Origin of the sequence: Taibaiella koreensis, assembly GCF_003545715.1 — a bacterium.
In the GTDB taxonomy this organism is placed as follows: domain Bacteria; phylum Bacteroidota; class Bacteroidia; order Chitinophagales; family Chitinophagaceae; genus Taibaiella; species Taibaiella koreensis.
Window position 1 is genome coordinate 624,100 of the sequence record NZ_QVNU01000004.1, and the last position, 15,317, is coordinate 639,416.

Consider the following 15,317-nt stretch of genomic DNA (forward strand, 5'->3'; position numbering starts at 1 on the left):
TCCGGCTCTTGCGCTTTTTTACTCCGGTGCTTACCGGATCATTAAGATTTTTTAGGAGCGCTTGTTGTTTTCGCTTCTTTCACCGGCGCTTTAGACGCGTCGTTGATCGTAGCTGTTTTCTCTCCCTTTTTATTGCTTCCTTTTTCTTTGGCAGCCTTTTCTCCGGTGCAATGCCCGCTCTTTCCCTTGCAGCAACCTTCTTTATGACCATCGTGCGCAAATGCGGTAGCGCCCATGATAAAGGTAGCTCCCAGCAATAAGGTTAGTTTTTTCATCTCGTAATTTTTTATACCCAAAAATACAGATAATTCGTTCAACAAGCACCATCACATCAGCTAGATATAATTTATATAGGTTTTGTTCCGTTATCTTGGTAAAACCACACCATGAATTACAAATCGACATTGCTATTGTTATGTCCTCTTCTTTTTGCGTGGATCGGTCGTGCCGGAGGACAGGAAGCGCAGCCCGCTTCTGATTACGGTGACAATATTGTTTGCCTGATGCCGGCATTGGCCAACAATACCGGTCCCGGCCTGGGTTTCAGCTACGAGCGTTTTCTGGACGACATGGACAGGATCAGCTTTTACGTACCGGTATACTATACCCGTCGCAAGTCCCGGTGGTCCTACTCCGAACATTATAAAACGAATTGTTTCGGAGCGGTATTCGGCTTTAAGCTTTATCCTGGTTCAAGCAAGGGGCCGGTACGTTATGCTTTCGGCTTCGGCATACCGCTGGACCTGCTGACCCGTAAGACAGACGAGGTGCAAACGCATGTCGCTATTTATGATTCGCAACGGACGGACCATTTTGTAAGAACAGGCTTCTTGTTCCACAATTCGCTTAACTGCACGATTAAGCGCCATTGGGTGCTGGCCGCCGATCTTCAGATGGGTTTTACCGCTACGGATGAAAAAGATTACGATACCACGGTCCCTTTCGTCCTGCTGATGTTTAAAGCAGGTTACCGGTTCTGAAAATATATCAGCTCATTATCATGTAGCAAAGTCCCGGCTGCTTTCCCTTTTGGCGACAAATCGCTACCTTTGCATCCATTATTTTCAACATGGAACTGAGCAAGAACTACGAACCGCAGGCCATTGAGCAGAAATGGTATACCTACTGGAACGACAAAGGATATTTTCATAGCGAGCCCGATGAACGGCCTGCTTATACTATAGTCATGCCGCCGCCCAATGTAACGGGCGTGTTGCATATGGGCCATGCCCTCAACAATACTGTGCAGGACATCTTGCTGCGACGCGCCAGGATGCAGGGATTCAACACCTGCTGGGTACCCGGCACCGACCATGCCTCGATCGCTACCGAAGCCAAAGTGGTGGGTATGTTGCGGGAAAAAGGGATTGATAAGAATACCCTGAGCCGCGACGAGTTCCTGAAATATGCCTGGGAATGGAAAGAGAAGTACGGCGGCATTATCCTGCAGCAGCTCAAAAAGCTGGGCTGTTCCCTGGATTGGGAGCGCACGCACTTCACTATGGATGATGCTTATTATAAAGCGGTGATGCGGGTGTTTGTGGAATTGCATCGTAAAGGCAATATCTATCGCGGCGTCAAAATGATCAACTGGGATCCCCAGGCGCTCACCGCCCTGAGCGACGAGGAAGTACTGCACAAAGAAACGCAGTCTAAGCTCACTTATGTGCAGTACCGTATCGATAGCGACATCGAAGAATACATCACTATCGCTACGGTGCGTCCGGAGACGATACTAGGTGATACGGCTGTGTGTGTACACCCCGATGACGAGCGCTATGCCCACCTGAAGGGCAAATTCTGCTTTGTACCACTGATCAACCGCAGGATACCGATCATATTTGACGAATACATCGATAAAGAATTCGGTACCGGCGCGCTGAAAGTAACACCTGCGCATGATATCAACGACTATAACCTGGGCCAGAAGCACCAGCTGGAGATCGTGGATACCCTCAACCCTAATGGTACTTTAAGCGAGGCAGCACAGCTATACATTGGTGAAGACCGCTTTGCGGTACGTAAGAAGATCGTGGAAGACCTGAAAGCTTCCGGCAATTTTGTAAAGCAGGAAGATTATACCAACCAGGTGGGCGTATCGGAACGGAGCGGTGCGGTGATCGAGCCCCGTCTGTCGATGCAGTGGTGGTGTAGCATGGAAGAAATGGCGAAACCGGCCCTGGAAGCGGTAATGAACGATGATATCCGGTTTTTCCCTTCGAAGTTCAAGAACCTGTACCGCCACTGGATGGGCAATATTAAAGACTGGTGCATTAGCCGCCAGCTCTGGTGGGGACAGCGTATCCCGGCCTGGTACGATAAAGCGGGCAATATTTATGTGGGCGAAAATGCAGCAGAAGCATTGGCACAATTCCAGCAGCAGCAACCCGGCGGCAGCATGGAAGACCTGCGCCAAGAAGCGGATGTGCTCGACACCTGGTTTTCTGCCTGGCTGTGGCCAATGGAGGTATTCGGCTGGAATGAAGATGGTAACAATAAAGAGCTTGCTTACTACTACCCTACCAATACACTGGTTACTGCTCCCGACATTATTTTCTTTTGGGTTGCGCGTATGGTAATGGCAGGCTTTGAATTCAAAGGCAAGAAGCCGTTTAACCAGGTATATTTCACCGGGCTGATCCGCGATAAGCAGGGCCGCAAGATGAGCAAGCAGTTGGGCAATTCGCCCGACCTGTTGCAGCTGATCGACGATCATGGCGCCGATATTGTGCGTTTTAGTGTAATGATCTCCTCTCCCGCGGGTAATGATATCTTGTACGACGAGGCTTTCCTGGAGCAAGGGCGCAACTTCTCCAATAAGATATGGAACGCGCTCAAGCTGGTAAAAATGTGGGAAAGCCGGACAGATGAAGCAGCTACGCTGAATCATTTCGCTACAGGCTGGATGCAGGCCAGGATCGACGAAGCGCGGCAACAGATCGAGACTTTGTTTGTCGATTTCAAGCTGAGCGAAGCACTGAAGCTGACCTACTCGCTGATCTGGGACGATTTCTGCTCCTGGTACCTGGAATGGGTGAAGCCCGGCATGAACGAGCCAATGCATCCTACAGTATACCAGCAAACACTATCGCTATTTGAAGACTTGTTACAGCTGCTGCATCCCTTTATGCCCTTCCTTACCGAAGAGGTATTTCACCTGCTGCGCGAGCAGCCGGCCGATCTTATCGTAAGGCAGTTGCCTGCCGCGGCAGCGCGCAACGAGCAGGTATTGCTGCAAGGTCGTCTGCTACAGGAACTGATCACAGCGATAAGGGATACCCGCAACAAGAACCAGCTGAAGCCAAAGGATACGATTTCCCTCTTTGTCGATTCGGCCAATACCATGTTTTATACTGCTGCCGGTAACATATTGCAACGCCAGGTGAATGCCGATACACTAGAAGCGACCAATGCGCCGGTGAATGGGGCTATGACCCTGGTGGTACAGACAGAAAAGCTGTACCTGCAAAGTCATGCTGCAGTGGATACCGGCGTTCAAAAGACCAAAATGGAGGAGGAGCTGCAATACCTGAAAGGCTTCCTCGTAAGCGTAGATAAAAAACTGAGCAACGAAAAATTTGTGCAGAACGCCAAGCCCGACGTGATCGCCAATGAGCGAAAAAAACAGGCAGATGCCGAAGCGAAGATCAAAACCCTGGAAGAAAGCCTGAGCTTGCTGTAAAGGGGGTAAGCGCGACTGTAAATTTTATTTATCTTTATGACCTTATGAAGAAGTACATAGCTGCATTGGGTATTATCGGTATCAGCCTGGGCGTGGTTGCCAGCACGGCGCAAAAGCCACAACCAGGTAAAAAAACGTATAAAGGCAAGGCTTTTTTGGCCGGTGGAAAGATCGCTACCGGCAAGATATCCAAAAAGCAGTTTGACTCGCTGATCGCTTATCCGCTTGCGGGTAGGGATACAGCCAACAATGAGCGTCCTGTGGTTAGCTTTATGTTCACCTATGCCGAGCGTGCCGTCTATGAAGATAGTACCGGCAGGCCCCGTATCATGGCTGACTATTATGGCACCGAAAGTACCCGTGGTAAGCTCACTGACGATTGGGTCGCCCAGATCAGGAGCCGCAGCAAACAAGGCGATACGGCCTTTTTCTTCGATATCAAAGGTTCCTATACCGACTCATCGCATACGCGGTTTCCCATCGAGCCTATCACGCTGATCATTACAGAATAAGCTGATCGTTACAAAATAAATATAAATGGAGGTCGTTTGACCTCCATTTATATTTTCCTCCCACGCTTCTTCATCTGTTCGCCTGTTCTTCCTACAAACCGGCCCAGCTATTTTCTTCCACTCTTGCCAGCATTTTACCGAACTATCGCTTCTGGTTTTTGTTCTTGATACAATATTTTCTTTCAAACTAAAATACTACGCTTATATGGATTGGCTCAGAGGATTACTTGCTGGCGCAGCTGCCTGGAAATGGGGCGGCGGTTGTCTTGGTACGATACTTGTTTTTGTAATCGTCTATTGGCTGCTTGGCCAGGCAGGCTGTTGATTATATTGTTTGTGTAGAGACGTTGCCTGTGTAGAGACGTTGCATGCAACGTCTCTACAACGTATGTGGCCGGAGGCATTTTGCAAACAATAATACCATTAGAAACATTACATAGCAATGTCACTAATGGTATAAAATGGGTAAGGTATTAAAAACGTTCGTCCTCTTCGTCGATATCGGGGTTATTGACATCATTGGGCATATCAAGGTCCTCACCCAGATCGAAAGCATTGTCCTCGTCCGGACCTTCGTTCAATTCGTCACCATCTTCATCCGTATCGTCGAGCAGATCTGAAGCTCTGGATTCGTCGCTCGAGGTATCCCGCTCCGATTCTTCCAGCAGCGCAATCTCATCAGGGGAAATATCGGTGTCATCGTCAATCAATTCTCCATCCTCATCTTCTTCTTGTATTTCCGGCAGGCCTTCACGGTATGACTCCGGCTCTTCTACCGGTTCGGGCAGGTCCCTCGGCAGGCGGTAGTCGTCGCCGCTGTCGGGCATACGTTCAATCTCTTCGTTATCCAAATGCGTCGTGCGCCTATCGACCTTATCCTTGTGTAGCTGGTTGTCTTCGTTCTTTTGCTGGTCCTTTGTCATTTCAGGTTTGCTTTTTGGTTATACTCTGAAAACAAACAGGCAGCCATAAAGTTGAGCCTACCGCTGTTTGATGTTAATCGACGGTCCACCGCTGCCGGCTTTATTAAGCTTGTAGGTAAAGGAAAGCATGCCATATCGGCCAATGGTATTGCTGCGTTGTTCTAGCAGATAATTGAGCTGGCTGGTCCGCAGCACCGACTTGTTGCGGTCAAGCAGATCAAAGCCTGTAAGGCTGATGGTGCCACGTTGGCTTTTAAAAACATAGCGGCTGATCTCCGCCTTGATCAGGGGAATGGTTACCGGCTTATCAAAACTTTGCGCTGCATAATGGTCAATATCTCCCGACAAGGTAAAGCTCCAGTTTACCGTAGGCCGGTAGCTGATCTCTGCATAACCGTTGAAGTTATAGTAAATGTTGTTGAGCTCGGTGTTCAGGGAAAAGAACGACTGGTTCAAGGCTATACTACCACCCCAGCTGACGTCCCATACATCGCTCTTCAGGTTATTGAAGCCAAGCTTCAATTTGTGGGTCAGGGTATTGTTAATATTTTCAATGCCATTTACCGGCCCCAAGGTCCTGTTCCAGGTTTCTTCCAGGCCGGCAGTGATATTGAGCCCTATCTTTTTCACCGGCCGGCCATACTGCGTTCTCAACGCTGCCTGTATGGCATAACTGGTATTGATAGCGGTGATGTCCTGGCTCAGATCGGGCTGTACCAGGCGACTCCACCCGATCTTATTCCGGGTATAGCGACCGTCGAGCACGGCGAAAAAATTAGTCATATTGAACTGATCGAAATGGTTGTAGTTGATACTGACATGATGCTCGTATTCCGGCGCCAGGCCGGCGCTTCCCCGTACACGCAATAGCGGGTTGCTGTAGTCGGTAACCGGCATCAGCTGCAGCACTGCGGGCGCTGTAACACTGGTGTTGTATTGCAACGAAAGGCGCTGGCCCATAGAAAAATCCCTCTGCCACCAGGCCGATGGGAGCCAATAGGCGTAATGGCTTTGGCTTAGCTGCTGTCCGTTCATATACGGGCTAAGTCCGAGCGCCTGCCATTGCAGTTCCGCCGACCAACGTATCTTTTTGGTGGTCTTCTTGAGCGTCAGGCCCGGCGTTAGCTGCCATACATTGCGGTAAAACCAGGGGCTGAGCGAGTCGATGAAGCCTTCATTGCTACCAGGTGTTCCCTGTTCTCTCTTCAGCGATTCTTTTTGGAAGCTCACTTCTGCCGACGGCTCGAGGTAATAACTCTTCCCCAGAGACCGCGTAGGCGCAAAAGAAAAAGCGCCGTTCCACTTTTTGCCATGGTTATCGCGATATTGGCTACTGTTCAGCTGCTGCCCGTCAAGATAAGTAGTATTGGTCCAGCTATTCCGGTCATGGCTACCCGAGTAGCCGGCATTCAGGTTGGTTTTCAGCACCGGCCATTTTCCCTTCAGCTTTGTTGTGAGCTCAAGGGTGCCACCCACCTCGCCACCGTTGCCGGTCCTGTCGCTGCGACTGTCGAGGCTGTTCTGCAACAGGGCAGCCTGATAGGTTTCCGACAAGGACTTGCCATCACCATTGTTTGTTTCCAGCTTACCATAGGCCGTTACCCTGAGCTGGTGTATAGAATCGATCTCTGTACGCCAGCTTGCATTCAGGCGATGGGTAAGGTTTTGCTCATTGGCGGTATTACTATTGTTCTGCTCAAAGTTTTCGCCCGGTGCGAAGTTGCGCCGGTAAACGTATTGGTCGAGAAATTTGTCCACACCGTTGCCCATATAATTAAAGTTTAAACGGCTGTTGGTCCAGGGCTCCAGGGTGTAATTGAGGCCGGCCGCACCAGACTTCATTTTCCCGGGCACCGGCTGGCCAAAGTCTACCGGCGCTTCATTGCTGTTGAGGTTAATGTTGCCGCCGCCTTGCAGCAGAGAGCCAAGGCCGCCATTAAAATCAAGATAATCCTGGAAGGTAAAGCCAAATTTATTGATGTTGTTGAGCATACCCATAGCGGCTACCTGGCTTTTGGGTCTGAACTTAAATGCTTTTAGCGCCGCATCATATTTTTCGGGCGTGCCCAGCCCACCCTTGGCCTCTCCAAAATAGCCCGTCTTCTTCCCCTCCTTGAGGGTAAGGTTAAGGGTTTGGTCTCTTTGGCCATCATCAACGCCAGAGAAGAGACTGGCATCAGATTTTTTTTCAAAGCTCTGCACTTTATCAACCGCATCAGCCGGCAGGTTACGTGTCGCCATTTTGGGATCATCGCCAAAAAATTCTTTGCCATCCACCAGCACTTTTTTCACGTCTTTACCCATCGATTTAATGTTCCCCTCTTTATCCACCTGCACGCCGGGCAGCTTACGCAACAGGTCTTCCACAACCGCATTCGGCTTTACTTTATAAGATCCGGCGTTGTATTCCAGCGTATCTCCTTTTATCCTGACCGGCACTTTTTCGCCAGAGATCACGACCTCACCCAGCGTATGCGCGCCATCGTTCACTTTCAAGGCTACCGTACCCAGGTCTTCCCCCTCTAAGGGGACACTCAGGCTCCGGTATTCGGTATAATAACCCATTACAGCTACTTGCAGCAAATAATTCCCTGACTTGACTTCGGATATCAGGAATCGGCCTTCGCGATTGCTGATTGCGAAAGCCACCATTGTAGAGTCCTGGGGATTCAGCAGCGAAACGGAAGCGCCGGGCAGCGGTTGTGTCGCTGTATCGCTTACTTTACCGGTAATCCGGTAATTGGCATAGCTCGCCAGGCTGCCTACCAGAAGCAGCAGGCAGATCATTATGAATCTGTGCATGGTTAATGGTTTACAGCGGTTATTTAATAATGATCACCTGTCCTTTGCCTCCTCCGTACTGTTTTTTCATTTCCTCCTCTTTTTCTTTGGCGAGCCGCGCAAACTCTTCTCCTGTTATCTTTTTGCCTTTGGTAGGCTCTTTAATGCTTTTTCCACCGCCAGGATCGGCTTCAATACCGGTGGCCAGGAGATGAATATGCTTGCCTATACTGGCTTCCAGTATCATGCCTGGTAGGCCGGAGAGGCCTGCAGGTCCGGCGCTTACCGGAATGTCGGGCGTATACCATACCGTTATAGAATCTTCTGTGCCTTTACCGGCGACAGCTTCCATACAAGCCCGGTCCAATATCTTCTTTTGCCTGCCCGTCGTTTTCCATTGATGATTGTTGGACGTACCCGTTACCAGGAATTTACGGCCCATGAGGTCTTTCTCTTCGATCAGGGCTTTGGTTTCTAAATTGAGATAGGTTTTCTCCTCCGGCATCGTTCTCGATATGCTGATCTTCATATCGCCCTCGCTCAGTTCTTCTTTATCTTCATCTCCTTTTTCCTTATTTTCATACAATGCGGCACCAGTATTAAAATGCAGGAGCTTTTCTGTCTTTTGCGGTTTTCCCAGCATCTCGGCAAGCGCGTCGGGTATGCCTTCTGACTTACCTACATCAATGGAGATGGTCTGCTCATAGGCGATTAACCCAGATGTTTGCTGGGCGGCGGCAGAGAGACACAAACAAGCCAATGGCAGGGCGAATAGTCTTTTCATATTGTTGTCGTTTATGGGACAAAGCTATCTGCGCCCCGCAGCAAAGCGGGTTAACTGCCACCCAAATAAGGTTAAATTAGGTTAACGAAACCGGCTGAAGCGCCCGGCTTTTGTTTTCTTTGCAGTATAAAATAAACGATCATGCCACAGGGAAGACAAGGGAGGCGATTAAAGGCGATCGGCTGGCTAATGCTGGCAGGCGAACTACTGCTGCTGCTTTTTCTCGGACAGTGGCTACGCGCACAATATAAAGGACAGCAAGGAAGGCTGGACCAGGAAGTGAAGATGACCTTTGCCCTTACAGAAGCGCACCTCAACGACAGCTTATTCAGGAATACACTTTCCTTTATCCTGGCATCTAACGACAGCGCTAAGAACCTCCCCGGCGGACAGGTTGCTTTCGGCCATGTGATACCCAGACGCGGCAAGGATACTTCCGCGTTTTATACGATAAGCATTACTAACGACCAAAAGACACGGCCCCACCTCGACCCGGCCCGGCCGATGAACATACAAATGAAGAGTAACGGCGCCACCATTATACGGTTACCCAATGCGCCGGCCAAGGCAAGCATCAGCCTGCCACTGCTTTCAGCGGAAACGCCCGAACAGGAGGTACTGGGGCAAATGATCCGCCTGGCGCTGAGCCAGAGAAAGCATGTCGATGAGATCCGCACCGCAGCGGACAGCGTGCTTTGGCTAAAAACCTTCCAGGCAGCGCTGAGCGAAAAGCAAAAGGGGCTATCGGTCCATTGGGATACAACCATCACAACATCAAACAAATTGTTCCACTACGGCGCCGACGATAGCCTTAATGTGCCCTTTATGGTAACAGGTTACAATACTATCCTGGCTAAAGGCATCGCGCCGCAGGTCGCCTTCTGCCTGCTGCTGGCATTGCTCATCGGCGGCGCCTTCCTGCTGGCCTACCGTACCATGCGGCAGCAAGCACGGTTTAATACTCAAAAGGATAGCTTTATCAGCAACATCTCTCACGAGCTTAAAACACCGGTTGCCACGACCAGGGTAGCGCTGGAAGCATTGACTACCTATGAGGGTATCGAAGATCCGGAAAGGGCAAAAAAATACCTGAATGTGGCCCATTGGGAAATGAACCGTCTCAGTATCCTTATCGATCGCATCATGAACGTGATCCAGGTGCAGAATGGTAAAATACAACTGGACACAGAATCGTTGCAACCTGCAGCCCTTGTGGAAGAGCTGGTCCAAACGCTTCAGCCCGTTTTCACAGAAAAGAAAGTAAAGGTAATATGGACGCCGGGCAATCCCGAAGCGACGATTACAGGCGATAAGGTCCATTTGCTGGGCGCCGTCTACAACCTGCTCGATAATGCCTTGAAATACGGTGGCAACGAGGTGAGGATAAGCCAGGCGATCGACGGCAACCGGCTACGGCTGACCGTTGCCGATAACGGGCCGGGCATCGCCGACGAGTACCGGCACAAAGTGTTCGAAAGCTTTTTCCGTATCCCATCCGGCAACCGGCATGATGTCAAAGGGCACGGACTGGGGCTAAGTTACGCCTACGATATCATCAGGGCGCATGGCGGCCAGCTTAACCTGGACAGATATGCCGGCAATGGCGCCACTTTTGTGATCACCCTACCCATCAATCCAACCCCATGAGCTATCGCGTATTGTATATCGAAGATGAAGACCACCTGGCCAACATTGTCAAAGAGACGATGGAACTGAAGGGCTATATGGTGCTGCACCAGCGCGAAGGCCTGAAAATACTGGAAACGATACCGGCATTCAGGCCCGACATCTGCGTGCTGGATGTAATGCTTCCTTATATCGATGGCTTCACATTGGGCAATACGATCAGGAAGCACTATCCTTCGCTTCCTATTATTTTCCTTACGGCTAAAGGACAAACCAAGGATGTGCTGGAAGGCTTCTCCTCAGGCGGTACCGACTACCTTAGGAAGCCTTTCAGTATGGAAGAGCTAATGATCAGGATCAATAACCAGATCGCTATTCGCCGGCAGACGCCGTCGCCCAGGATCGAACATAAACAAAAAGAATTCCACCTGGGCTCCTTTACTTACAGCCCCGACCGGCTGGAATTGCGCAGCGCTTCCGGCATCGTTAAGCTATCCAACAGAGAAGCCGAGATCATGAATATTTTCTGCATGCAGCCTAATGCGACGATAGACCGGCGGGAGCTGATGCAGATCGTATGGGGCGACGATTCTTACTTTATCAGCCGCAACCTTGATGTGTACATCCGCCGCCTCCGCGACTATTTTGCTATGGGTCAGGGGGTCGAGATCATTACCCTGAAGGGTAAGGGCTATCACTTCAGCGTGAGCTAGCGGCCGGCAACAATGCAGAGCGCGTCCTGCCGGCAATCCTGGTTAACATTTCCATTGAAGAACCCGGGCAAATCAAAGGATAAAGTGGTCGCCCGACTGTTCCATAAATGTCCTGTAGCCAATTGACATGGGTACAATGTCGCCATTAAAAAATTCAAGGTCCTGGCTGCTTTTCCGGTATGCTTTAACGTGTCTTTTGTTAACGATAAAAGATTTGTGTACCCGTGCAAACTGTTTATATGGCTGCAAGGCATCTTCAAAATATTTCAGGTTCCGGGATTTTGTATAGCGCTGTTTGTCCTGGAGGTGAAAAATAGTATAGCTACCCTTACTTTCCAGGTAGGTAATATCATCCAGCGGTACAAAGCGGGTTGTATTGCTATCCGAAAGCGCAATCTTGGGCGGCGGCGCCATTAAAGAATGATTGAGGGTATGGCTAAGATGCTGCAGGCCTGCAGTAGCCGCTGTTTCCTTCTTCTGTCTGATACGGTCCATCGTTTGCATCAGCAACCGGTAGTCGACGGGCTTCAGCAGGTAATGGACGGCCGCATATTCAAAAGCCTTTAAAGCGTGCTCTGCATGCCCCGTAACGAAAACAACATCGAAATCGGGGCGTTGTACCTTGTCCAGCAGGTCGAAGCCGGTATCGTTGCTGCCCAGGTTAATGTCAAGGAAAACGACATCGATCTTTTGTGTGTAGATAAGGACCAGGGCTTCATCGATATTGGACGCCACGCCTTTTACGACGGCATAGGGGCAAAACTGCTGCAACAGTTCCAGAAACGTATTTCTGACATGTTGCTCATCATCGACGATCAATACGGATAATTGCATAGTCATGTTTGGAGATTGTATTTGGTTATGATATAGCCGGGGCCTTATGTTCTTTCGCCAGGATAAAGGTCGCCGTAGTTCCCGGTTTCAGGCCGGTGTTCGCAGCAATGGTGAACCGGCCCGTGCCTTGCATTTTTTCCAGTAAGGACATTCGTTCTGTAATGATCTTCAAGGCATGGTTCTCTTTCAGAGCAAAATCCGGCGGCAGGCCACGACCATTGTCTGTGACGGTGATTACCAGTGTCGTATCCGTTTCACTGACATCAATATCGATCTGTCCGCTTGTCCCGTTTTTATCGATACCATGCTCTATCGCATTCTCCACTACCGGCTGTAGCAGCAAAGTAGGAATGACGTACAGGCCTGCTGTGATAGAAGGTGCGATGTTTATGTTATAACGAAAACAATAGCCAAATCTTTCCTGCTGTATCGACAAATATTGCGCAATGAAGTCGATCTCGTGTTGCAGCGTGCTGTATTTGTCCCTGATGCCATTGAGAATACCTCGCATCAGGCTGGAAAAATTATTCAGGTAGTTAAGGCCATTGATTTTGTCTTCCCGGATAAAATAGCCTTGCAGTGGTGTCAGGATATTAAAGATAAAATGCGGCTTCAGTTGCCCGAAAAGGCTTTGGGATTCCAATTCCTGAAGGTACAATTTTTGCTCCAGCTTGCGTTGTTCTTTCTTGGAGTGATAGGTATACCACCAACGTATGCTCCAGGCGAAGGCCAGCAGCGATAACAACAGCAGTAAAGGCAGACACCACCACTGCTGGTACCAGAGCGGAGCCAGCTCCAGGTTGTACGCGACAAGACGTTGCCTTCCTCCGGGCCATCGTACTTTAAATTCTACGCGATAGCTGCCTGGTCCCGATGGCTGAAAATTGACCTGGCCGCCGTCTTGCAATCCTTTCTGGCGGTATATTTCGGCACCGTTCTTCAACAGCCTGTAGCTGATCTCTCTTTCCTGGTTACTGTAGTCTAGTATATCGATCTCAAGCAATGCCGAAAAATCGCTCCGGTACTGTCCCTCGTAAATAGAATCAGAAGGAGAATAGCCTGAAAGAGAGCATCGCAGATGTACCTGGGGCGTCACGCCCATAAACCCGATCCTTGACCTGGGAATATAGAAAAGCCCCCGGTTGCCTGCGAGGATCAGGTATAGGCTATCGCTGTAAAAATCATTCAACCGGAAAGGGATTGCATAATTTTTAAAAGGAAAGCGAGCCGTAGTGGAAAAGTCACCATTCCTGAGAATGATCATCTCATCGGTACCCTGCAAATAAGTGAGCGCATGATCGTGCTTAATGGTGTAGCAAGGGCTTGGGGTCAACATCCTCAGACCTTTTCCATTGTCTGCAGATGATAAAGGCAGGGCATAAGCGCCGGCGCTGGTGGCCATCAGCAGCATCTGGCTCACGGTGTCGAGGCTATTGATCTGGGCATCCTGTAAGTAAGGAAGCTGCGAATTGTTGTAGTACATGCCACGCACCGTGCCAATGTAAAAACCGCTTTCGGATACGGGTAGCAGCGCTCTCTTCTTTACGTGGGTCGTATTGGTATTGGGATAAGCGCTCAGAAGACCATGTGTATCTACCGAAATAATGCCGTTGTTGCTGGAAGCGTAATAAAACATATTATTCAGCATTCTTCCGCTTTTATAACCCGGCACCACAAAGTTTCTTTTCCGTACGGGACTCGCCCGGAACATGTCAGGAAATACACCATCTTTTTCCAGGTCCGAACAAAAGGCTTCGGTCTGAGAAAACAGCAGCCAATGGTTCGCCATACGTTCCAGATGCACTACGCTACGCTTAAACTGTTTTGCCGGTATTGTATAGCGCCTGTTTTTTCCCGAGTCAGTAAACATATCTAATCGGGCATTATTATAGCCGACGGCCGTGATACCGCCGGGAAATTCCCGTATCAACTTTATATCGTCTTCATACAGACCACTGTTGAGCTTATTGTAGTGTAACGTAGCAGCTTCAGCACGTGGAAATAAAAACAGACCATTGCCATAAGTGCTTACCCAGATATTATGCTGGTAATCCTGCATCACTGTGGTAACTGTCTCACCCGGAAGCAGGGATACCAATTGCTGCTTGCTTCTGGGCATCGTAAAAAAGCCGGCGATCTTACAAAAACCGATACCACCAAGTGCTCCCAGATAAAGATCACCATCCCAGCGGGTGAAAGACATAATGCCGTCGCGGATCCCGTAATCATATCCGTCGAAACATAAGGTTGCAGGCCCATTGGGTTGTGTCCTGAAGATCATGTTATCGATGATCACAAAGCTATCCTGTACCGATAACCCATTGCTGTTACGCCGGATCAATACGGAATCGAGAGTGGCGCCCACATCCACCCCATGCACCTTCGACGGGATATGATACCGCTGTAGCAGCCACCGGGAAAAGGTAAACGGCGTTGTCTTCTCCACCTGACCTTTTCTTTTACGGGGATCAATTATCACCATATGCTTAAAGGCCTGCTTAGCCAGGAAAATGGTATCATTATCCTCAAAGCCTGTCAGGTAGGGCTTTACCGGCACATCAAGATGAGCAAGTCCATACGCACTATCGGTACAGAAGGCCCGTTGCGTATTCAGATCGATGCCGACCGTCCGCCCCGATTGCGCAAACAACCAGAGCATATTTTTGCTTGTCTGGAATACCGACACGAAATCTTCGGCGCCTTTCGTTGTAAAAGGCTTGAATACTTTGCCATTATAAAGCATCAAGCCCCTGTCTGTAGCCAGCCATATATAACCCTTCTTATCAGCGATCATTCTAAAAATGAGATCGGTAGGCAGGCCGCTATTGTAGGAATTGTAATGTATGTAAACAGGTTGCGGCGGCAAAGGCAACTGGGCCCGTAACAACTTTACGCAAACGACGAGAAACAGTATAAGCAGGCAACGTAGCAGGTTTGTCTTCATCATACCGGGGCACAAGAGTGCCTAATAAAAATACAAATAAAATATGCAAAACGAAAAAGGGATGGAGACAGGTACTGCAATGATACGGGAATAAAAAACTATCCGCATACAATTGCATTGTCTTTCCTGCTTTTATTCCGGAATTCAGGTATAGACCGGTCCGGCATACTGTAGTAAAGATGAAGTTTGCTTCGAAAACCCTTAGCAGGTACTTAAGAAATCTGGATCCGTTCAGATCGCTGTGCGCTCAGTTATCCCTGGCGATATCTTTCTCATAAACCGGTTGCGGCTCCTCCTGCAGCTTGCAGCAAGCGCGTTCCGACCGGCGGTCTTTGTCAACCGTTTTGCACGGCAAGCCAGTCGGGACGCGAAGCGGCCTGAACGGCGGCTGAAGCCGGATCCGTTCAGATCGCTGCGCGCTCAGCTATCCCTGGGGATACCCTTCTCACAGACGCGTTGCGGCTCCTGCTGCAGCTTGCAGCAAGCACGTTCCGGCCGCGGCGGTTATGGCCATAAAA

At 49.6% G+C, this 15,317-nt stretch carries 11 protein-coding genes; 5 read left to right on the forward strand and 6 right to left on the reverse strand.

Going from position 1 to position 15,317, the window contains the following annotated elements; genetic code table 11:
• Nucleotides 1-41: 41 nt before the first annotated feature.
• Nucleotides 42-275: a hypothetical protein gene (locus tag DZK30_RS16400; protein WP_118975214.1), complete on the reverse strand. Its 234-nt coding sequence runs from the start codon at nucleotides 273-275 to the stop codon at nucleotides 42-44.
• 111 nt (nucleotides 276-386) lie between these two features.
• Between DZK30_RS16400 and DZK30_RS16405 the strand changes: the two genes are divergently transcribed.
• From DZK30_RS16405 to DZK30_RS16415, 3 genes are all read left to right on the forward strand, one after another.
• A complete protein-coding gene (locus tag DZK30_RS16405; protein ID WP_118975215.1) occupies nucleotides 387-980 on the forward strand; it encodes a hypothetical protein in 594 nt (197 codons plus the stop codon).
• Nucleotides 981-1,069: 89 nt separating this feature from the next.
• Nucleotides 1,070-3,682, forward strand: a complete 2,613-nt coding sequence (locus DZK30_RS16410) for a valine--tRNA ligase (protein ID WP_118975216.1) — start codon at nucleotides 1,070-1,072, stop codon at nucleotides 3,680-3,682.
• Nucleotides 3,683-3,726: 44 nt separating this feature from the next.
• Complete coding sequence (locus DZK30_RS16415; RefSeq protein ID WP_118975217.1) at nucleotides 3,727-4,194, forward strand: hypothetical protein; 468 nt, start codon at nucleotides 3,727-3,729, stop codon at nucleotides 4,192-4,194.
• Between the two features lie 473 nt (nucleotides 4,195-4,667).
• On the opposite strand, the gene DZK30_RS16420 is transcribed toward DZK30_RS16415, so the two are convergent.
• Genes DZK30_RS16420 through DZK30_RS16430 form a run of 3 tightly spaced genes read right to left on the reverse strand, consistent with a single transcriptional unit; the run spans nucleotide 4,668 to nucleotide 8,682 of the window.
• Nucleotides 4,668-5,117, reverse strand: a complete 450-nt coding sequence (locus DZK30_RS16420; protein ID WP_118975218.1) for a hypothetical protein — start codon at nucleotides 5,115-5,117, stop codon at nucleotides 4,668-4,670.
• A gap of 57 nt (nucleotides 5,118-5,174) precedes the next feature.
• Nucleotides 5,175-7,919, reverse strand: a complete 2,745-nt coding sequence (locus DZK30_RS16425; RefSeq protein WP_118975219.1) for a TonB-dependent receptor — start codon at nucleotides 7,917-7,919, stop codon at nucleotides 5,175-5,177.
• A 19-nt stretch (nucleotides 7,920-7,938) separates the two neighbouring features.
• Entirely contained in the window at nucleotides 7,939-8,682 is a 744-nt protein-coding gene (locus DZK30_RS16430) for a GLPGLI family protein (protein WP_118975220.1), read from the reverse strand.
• 141 nt (nucleotides 8,683-8,823) lie between these two features.
• Between DZK30_RS16430 and DZK30_RS16435 the strand changes: the two genes are divergently transcribed.
• Complete coding sequence (locus DZK30_RS16435) at nucleotides 8,824-10,329, forward strand: sensor histidine kinase (protein ID WP_118975221.1); 1,506 nt, start codon at nucleotides 8,824-8,826, stop codon at nucleotides 10,327-10,329.
• Nucleotides 10,326-11,021 (forward strand): response regulator transcription factor, encoded by a 696-nt coding sequence (locus DZK30_RS16440; RefSeq protein WP_118975222.1) that lies wholly within the window; start codon nucleotides 10,326-10,328, stop codon nucleotides 11,019-11,021. The genes DZK30_RS16435 and DZK30_RS16440 overlap by 4 nt, the downstream gene beginning before the upstream one ends.
• A gap of 72 nt (nucleotides 11,022-11,093) precedes the next feature.
• On the opposite strand, the gene DZK30_RS16445 is transcribed toward DZK30_RS16440, so the two are convergent.
• Both DZK30_RS16445 and DZK30_RS16450 read right to left on the reverse strand, forming a co-directional pair.
• Complete coding sequence (locus DZK30_RS16445; protein WP_118975223.1) at nucleotides 11,094-11,861, reverse strand: LytR/AlgR family response regulator transcription factor; 768 nt, start codon at nucleotides 11,859-11,861, stop codon at nucleotides 11,094-11,096.
• A 19-nt stretch (nucleotides 11,862-11,880) separates the two neighbouring features.
• Nucleotides 11,881-14,802 (reverse strand): sensor histidine kinase, encoded by a 2,922-nt coding sequence (locus tag DZK30_RS16450; protein WP_118975224.1) that lies wholly within the window; start codon nucleotides 14,800-14,802, stop codon nucleotides 11,881-11,883.
• Nucleotides 14,803-15,317: the final 515 nt, after the last annotated feature.

Excerpts from the sequence above, each read along its gene's own strand:
- DZK30_RS16440 (WP_118975222.1), top strand. The coding sequence starts at position 10,326 with ATGAGCTATCGCGTATTGTATATCGAAGATGAAGACCACCTGGCCAAC.
- DZK30_RS16445 (WP_118975223.1), bottom strand. The coding sequence starts at position 11,861 with ATGACTATGCAATTATCCGTATTGATCGTCGATGATGAGCAACATGTC.
- DZK30_RS16430 (WP_118975220.1), bottom strand. The coding sequence starts at position 8,682 with ATGAAAAGACTATTCGCCCTGCCATTGGCTTGTTTGTGTCTCTCTGCC.
- DZK30_RS16405 (WP_118975215.1), top strand. The coding sequence starts at position 387 with ATGAATTACAAATCGACATTGCTATTGTTATGTCCTCTTCTTTTTGCG.
- DZK30_RS16425 (WP_118975219.1), bottom strand. The coding sequence starts at position 7,919 with ATGCACAGATTCATAATGATCTGCCTGCTGCTTCTGGTAGGCAGCCTG.
- DZK30_RS16400 (WP_118975214.1), bottom strand. The coding sequence starts at position 275 with ATGAAAAAACTAACCTTATTGCTGGGAGCTACCTTTATCATGGGCGCT.
- DZK30_RS16450 (WP_118975224.1), bottom strand. The coding sequence starts at position 14,802 with ATGATGAAGACAAACCTGCTACGTTGCCTGCTTATACTGTTTCTCGTC.
- DZK30_RS16415 (WP_118975217.1), top strand. The coding sequence starts at position 3,727 with ATGAAGAAGTACATAGCTGCATTGGGTATTATCGGTATCAGCCTGGGC.
- DZK30_RS16410 (WP_118975216.1), top strand. The coding sequence starts at position 1,070 with ATGGAACTGAGCAAGAACTACGAACCGCAGGCCATTGAGCAGAAATGG.
- DZK30_RS16420 (WP_118975218.1), bottom strand. The coding sequence starts at position 5,117 with ATGACAAAGGACCAGCAAAAGAACGAAGACAACCAGCTACACAAGGAT.
- DZK30_RS16435 (WP_118975221.1), top strand. The coding sequence starts at position 8,824 with ATGCCACAGGGAAGACAAGGGAGGCGATTAAAGGCGATCGGCTGGCTA.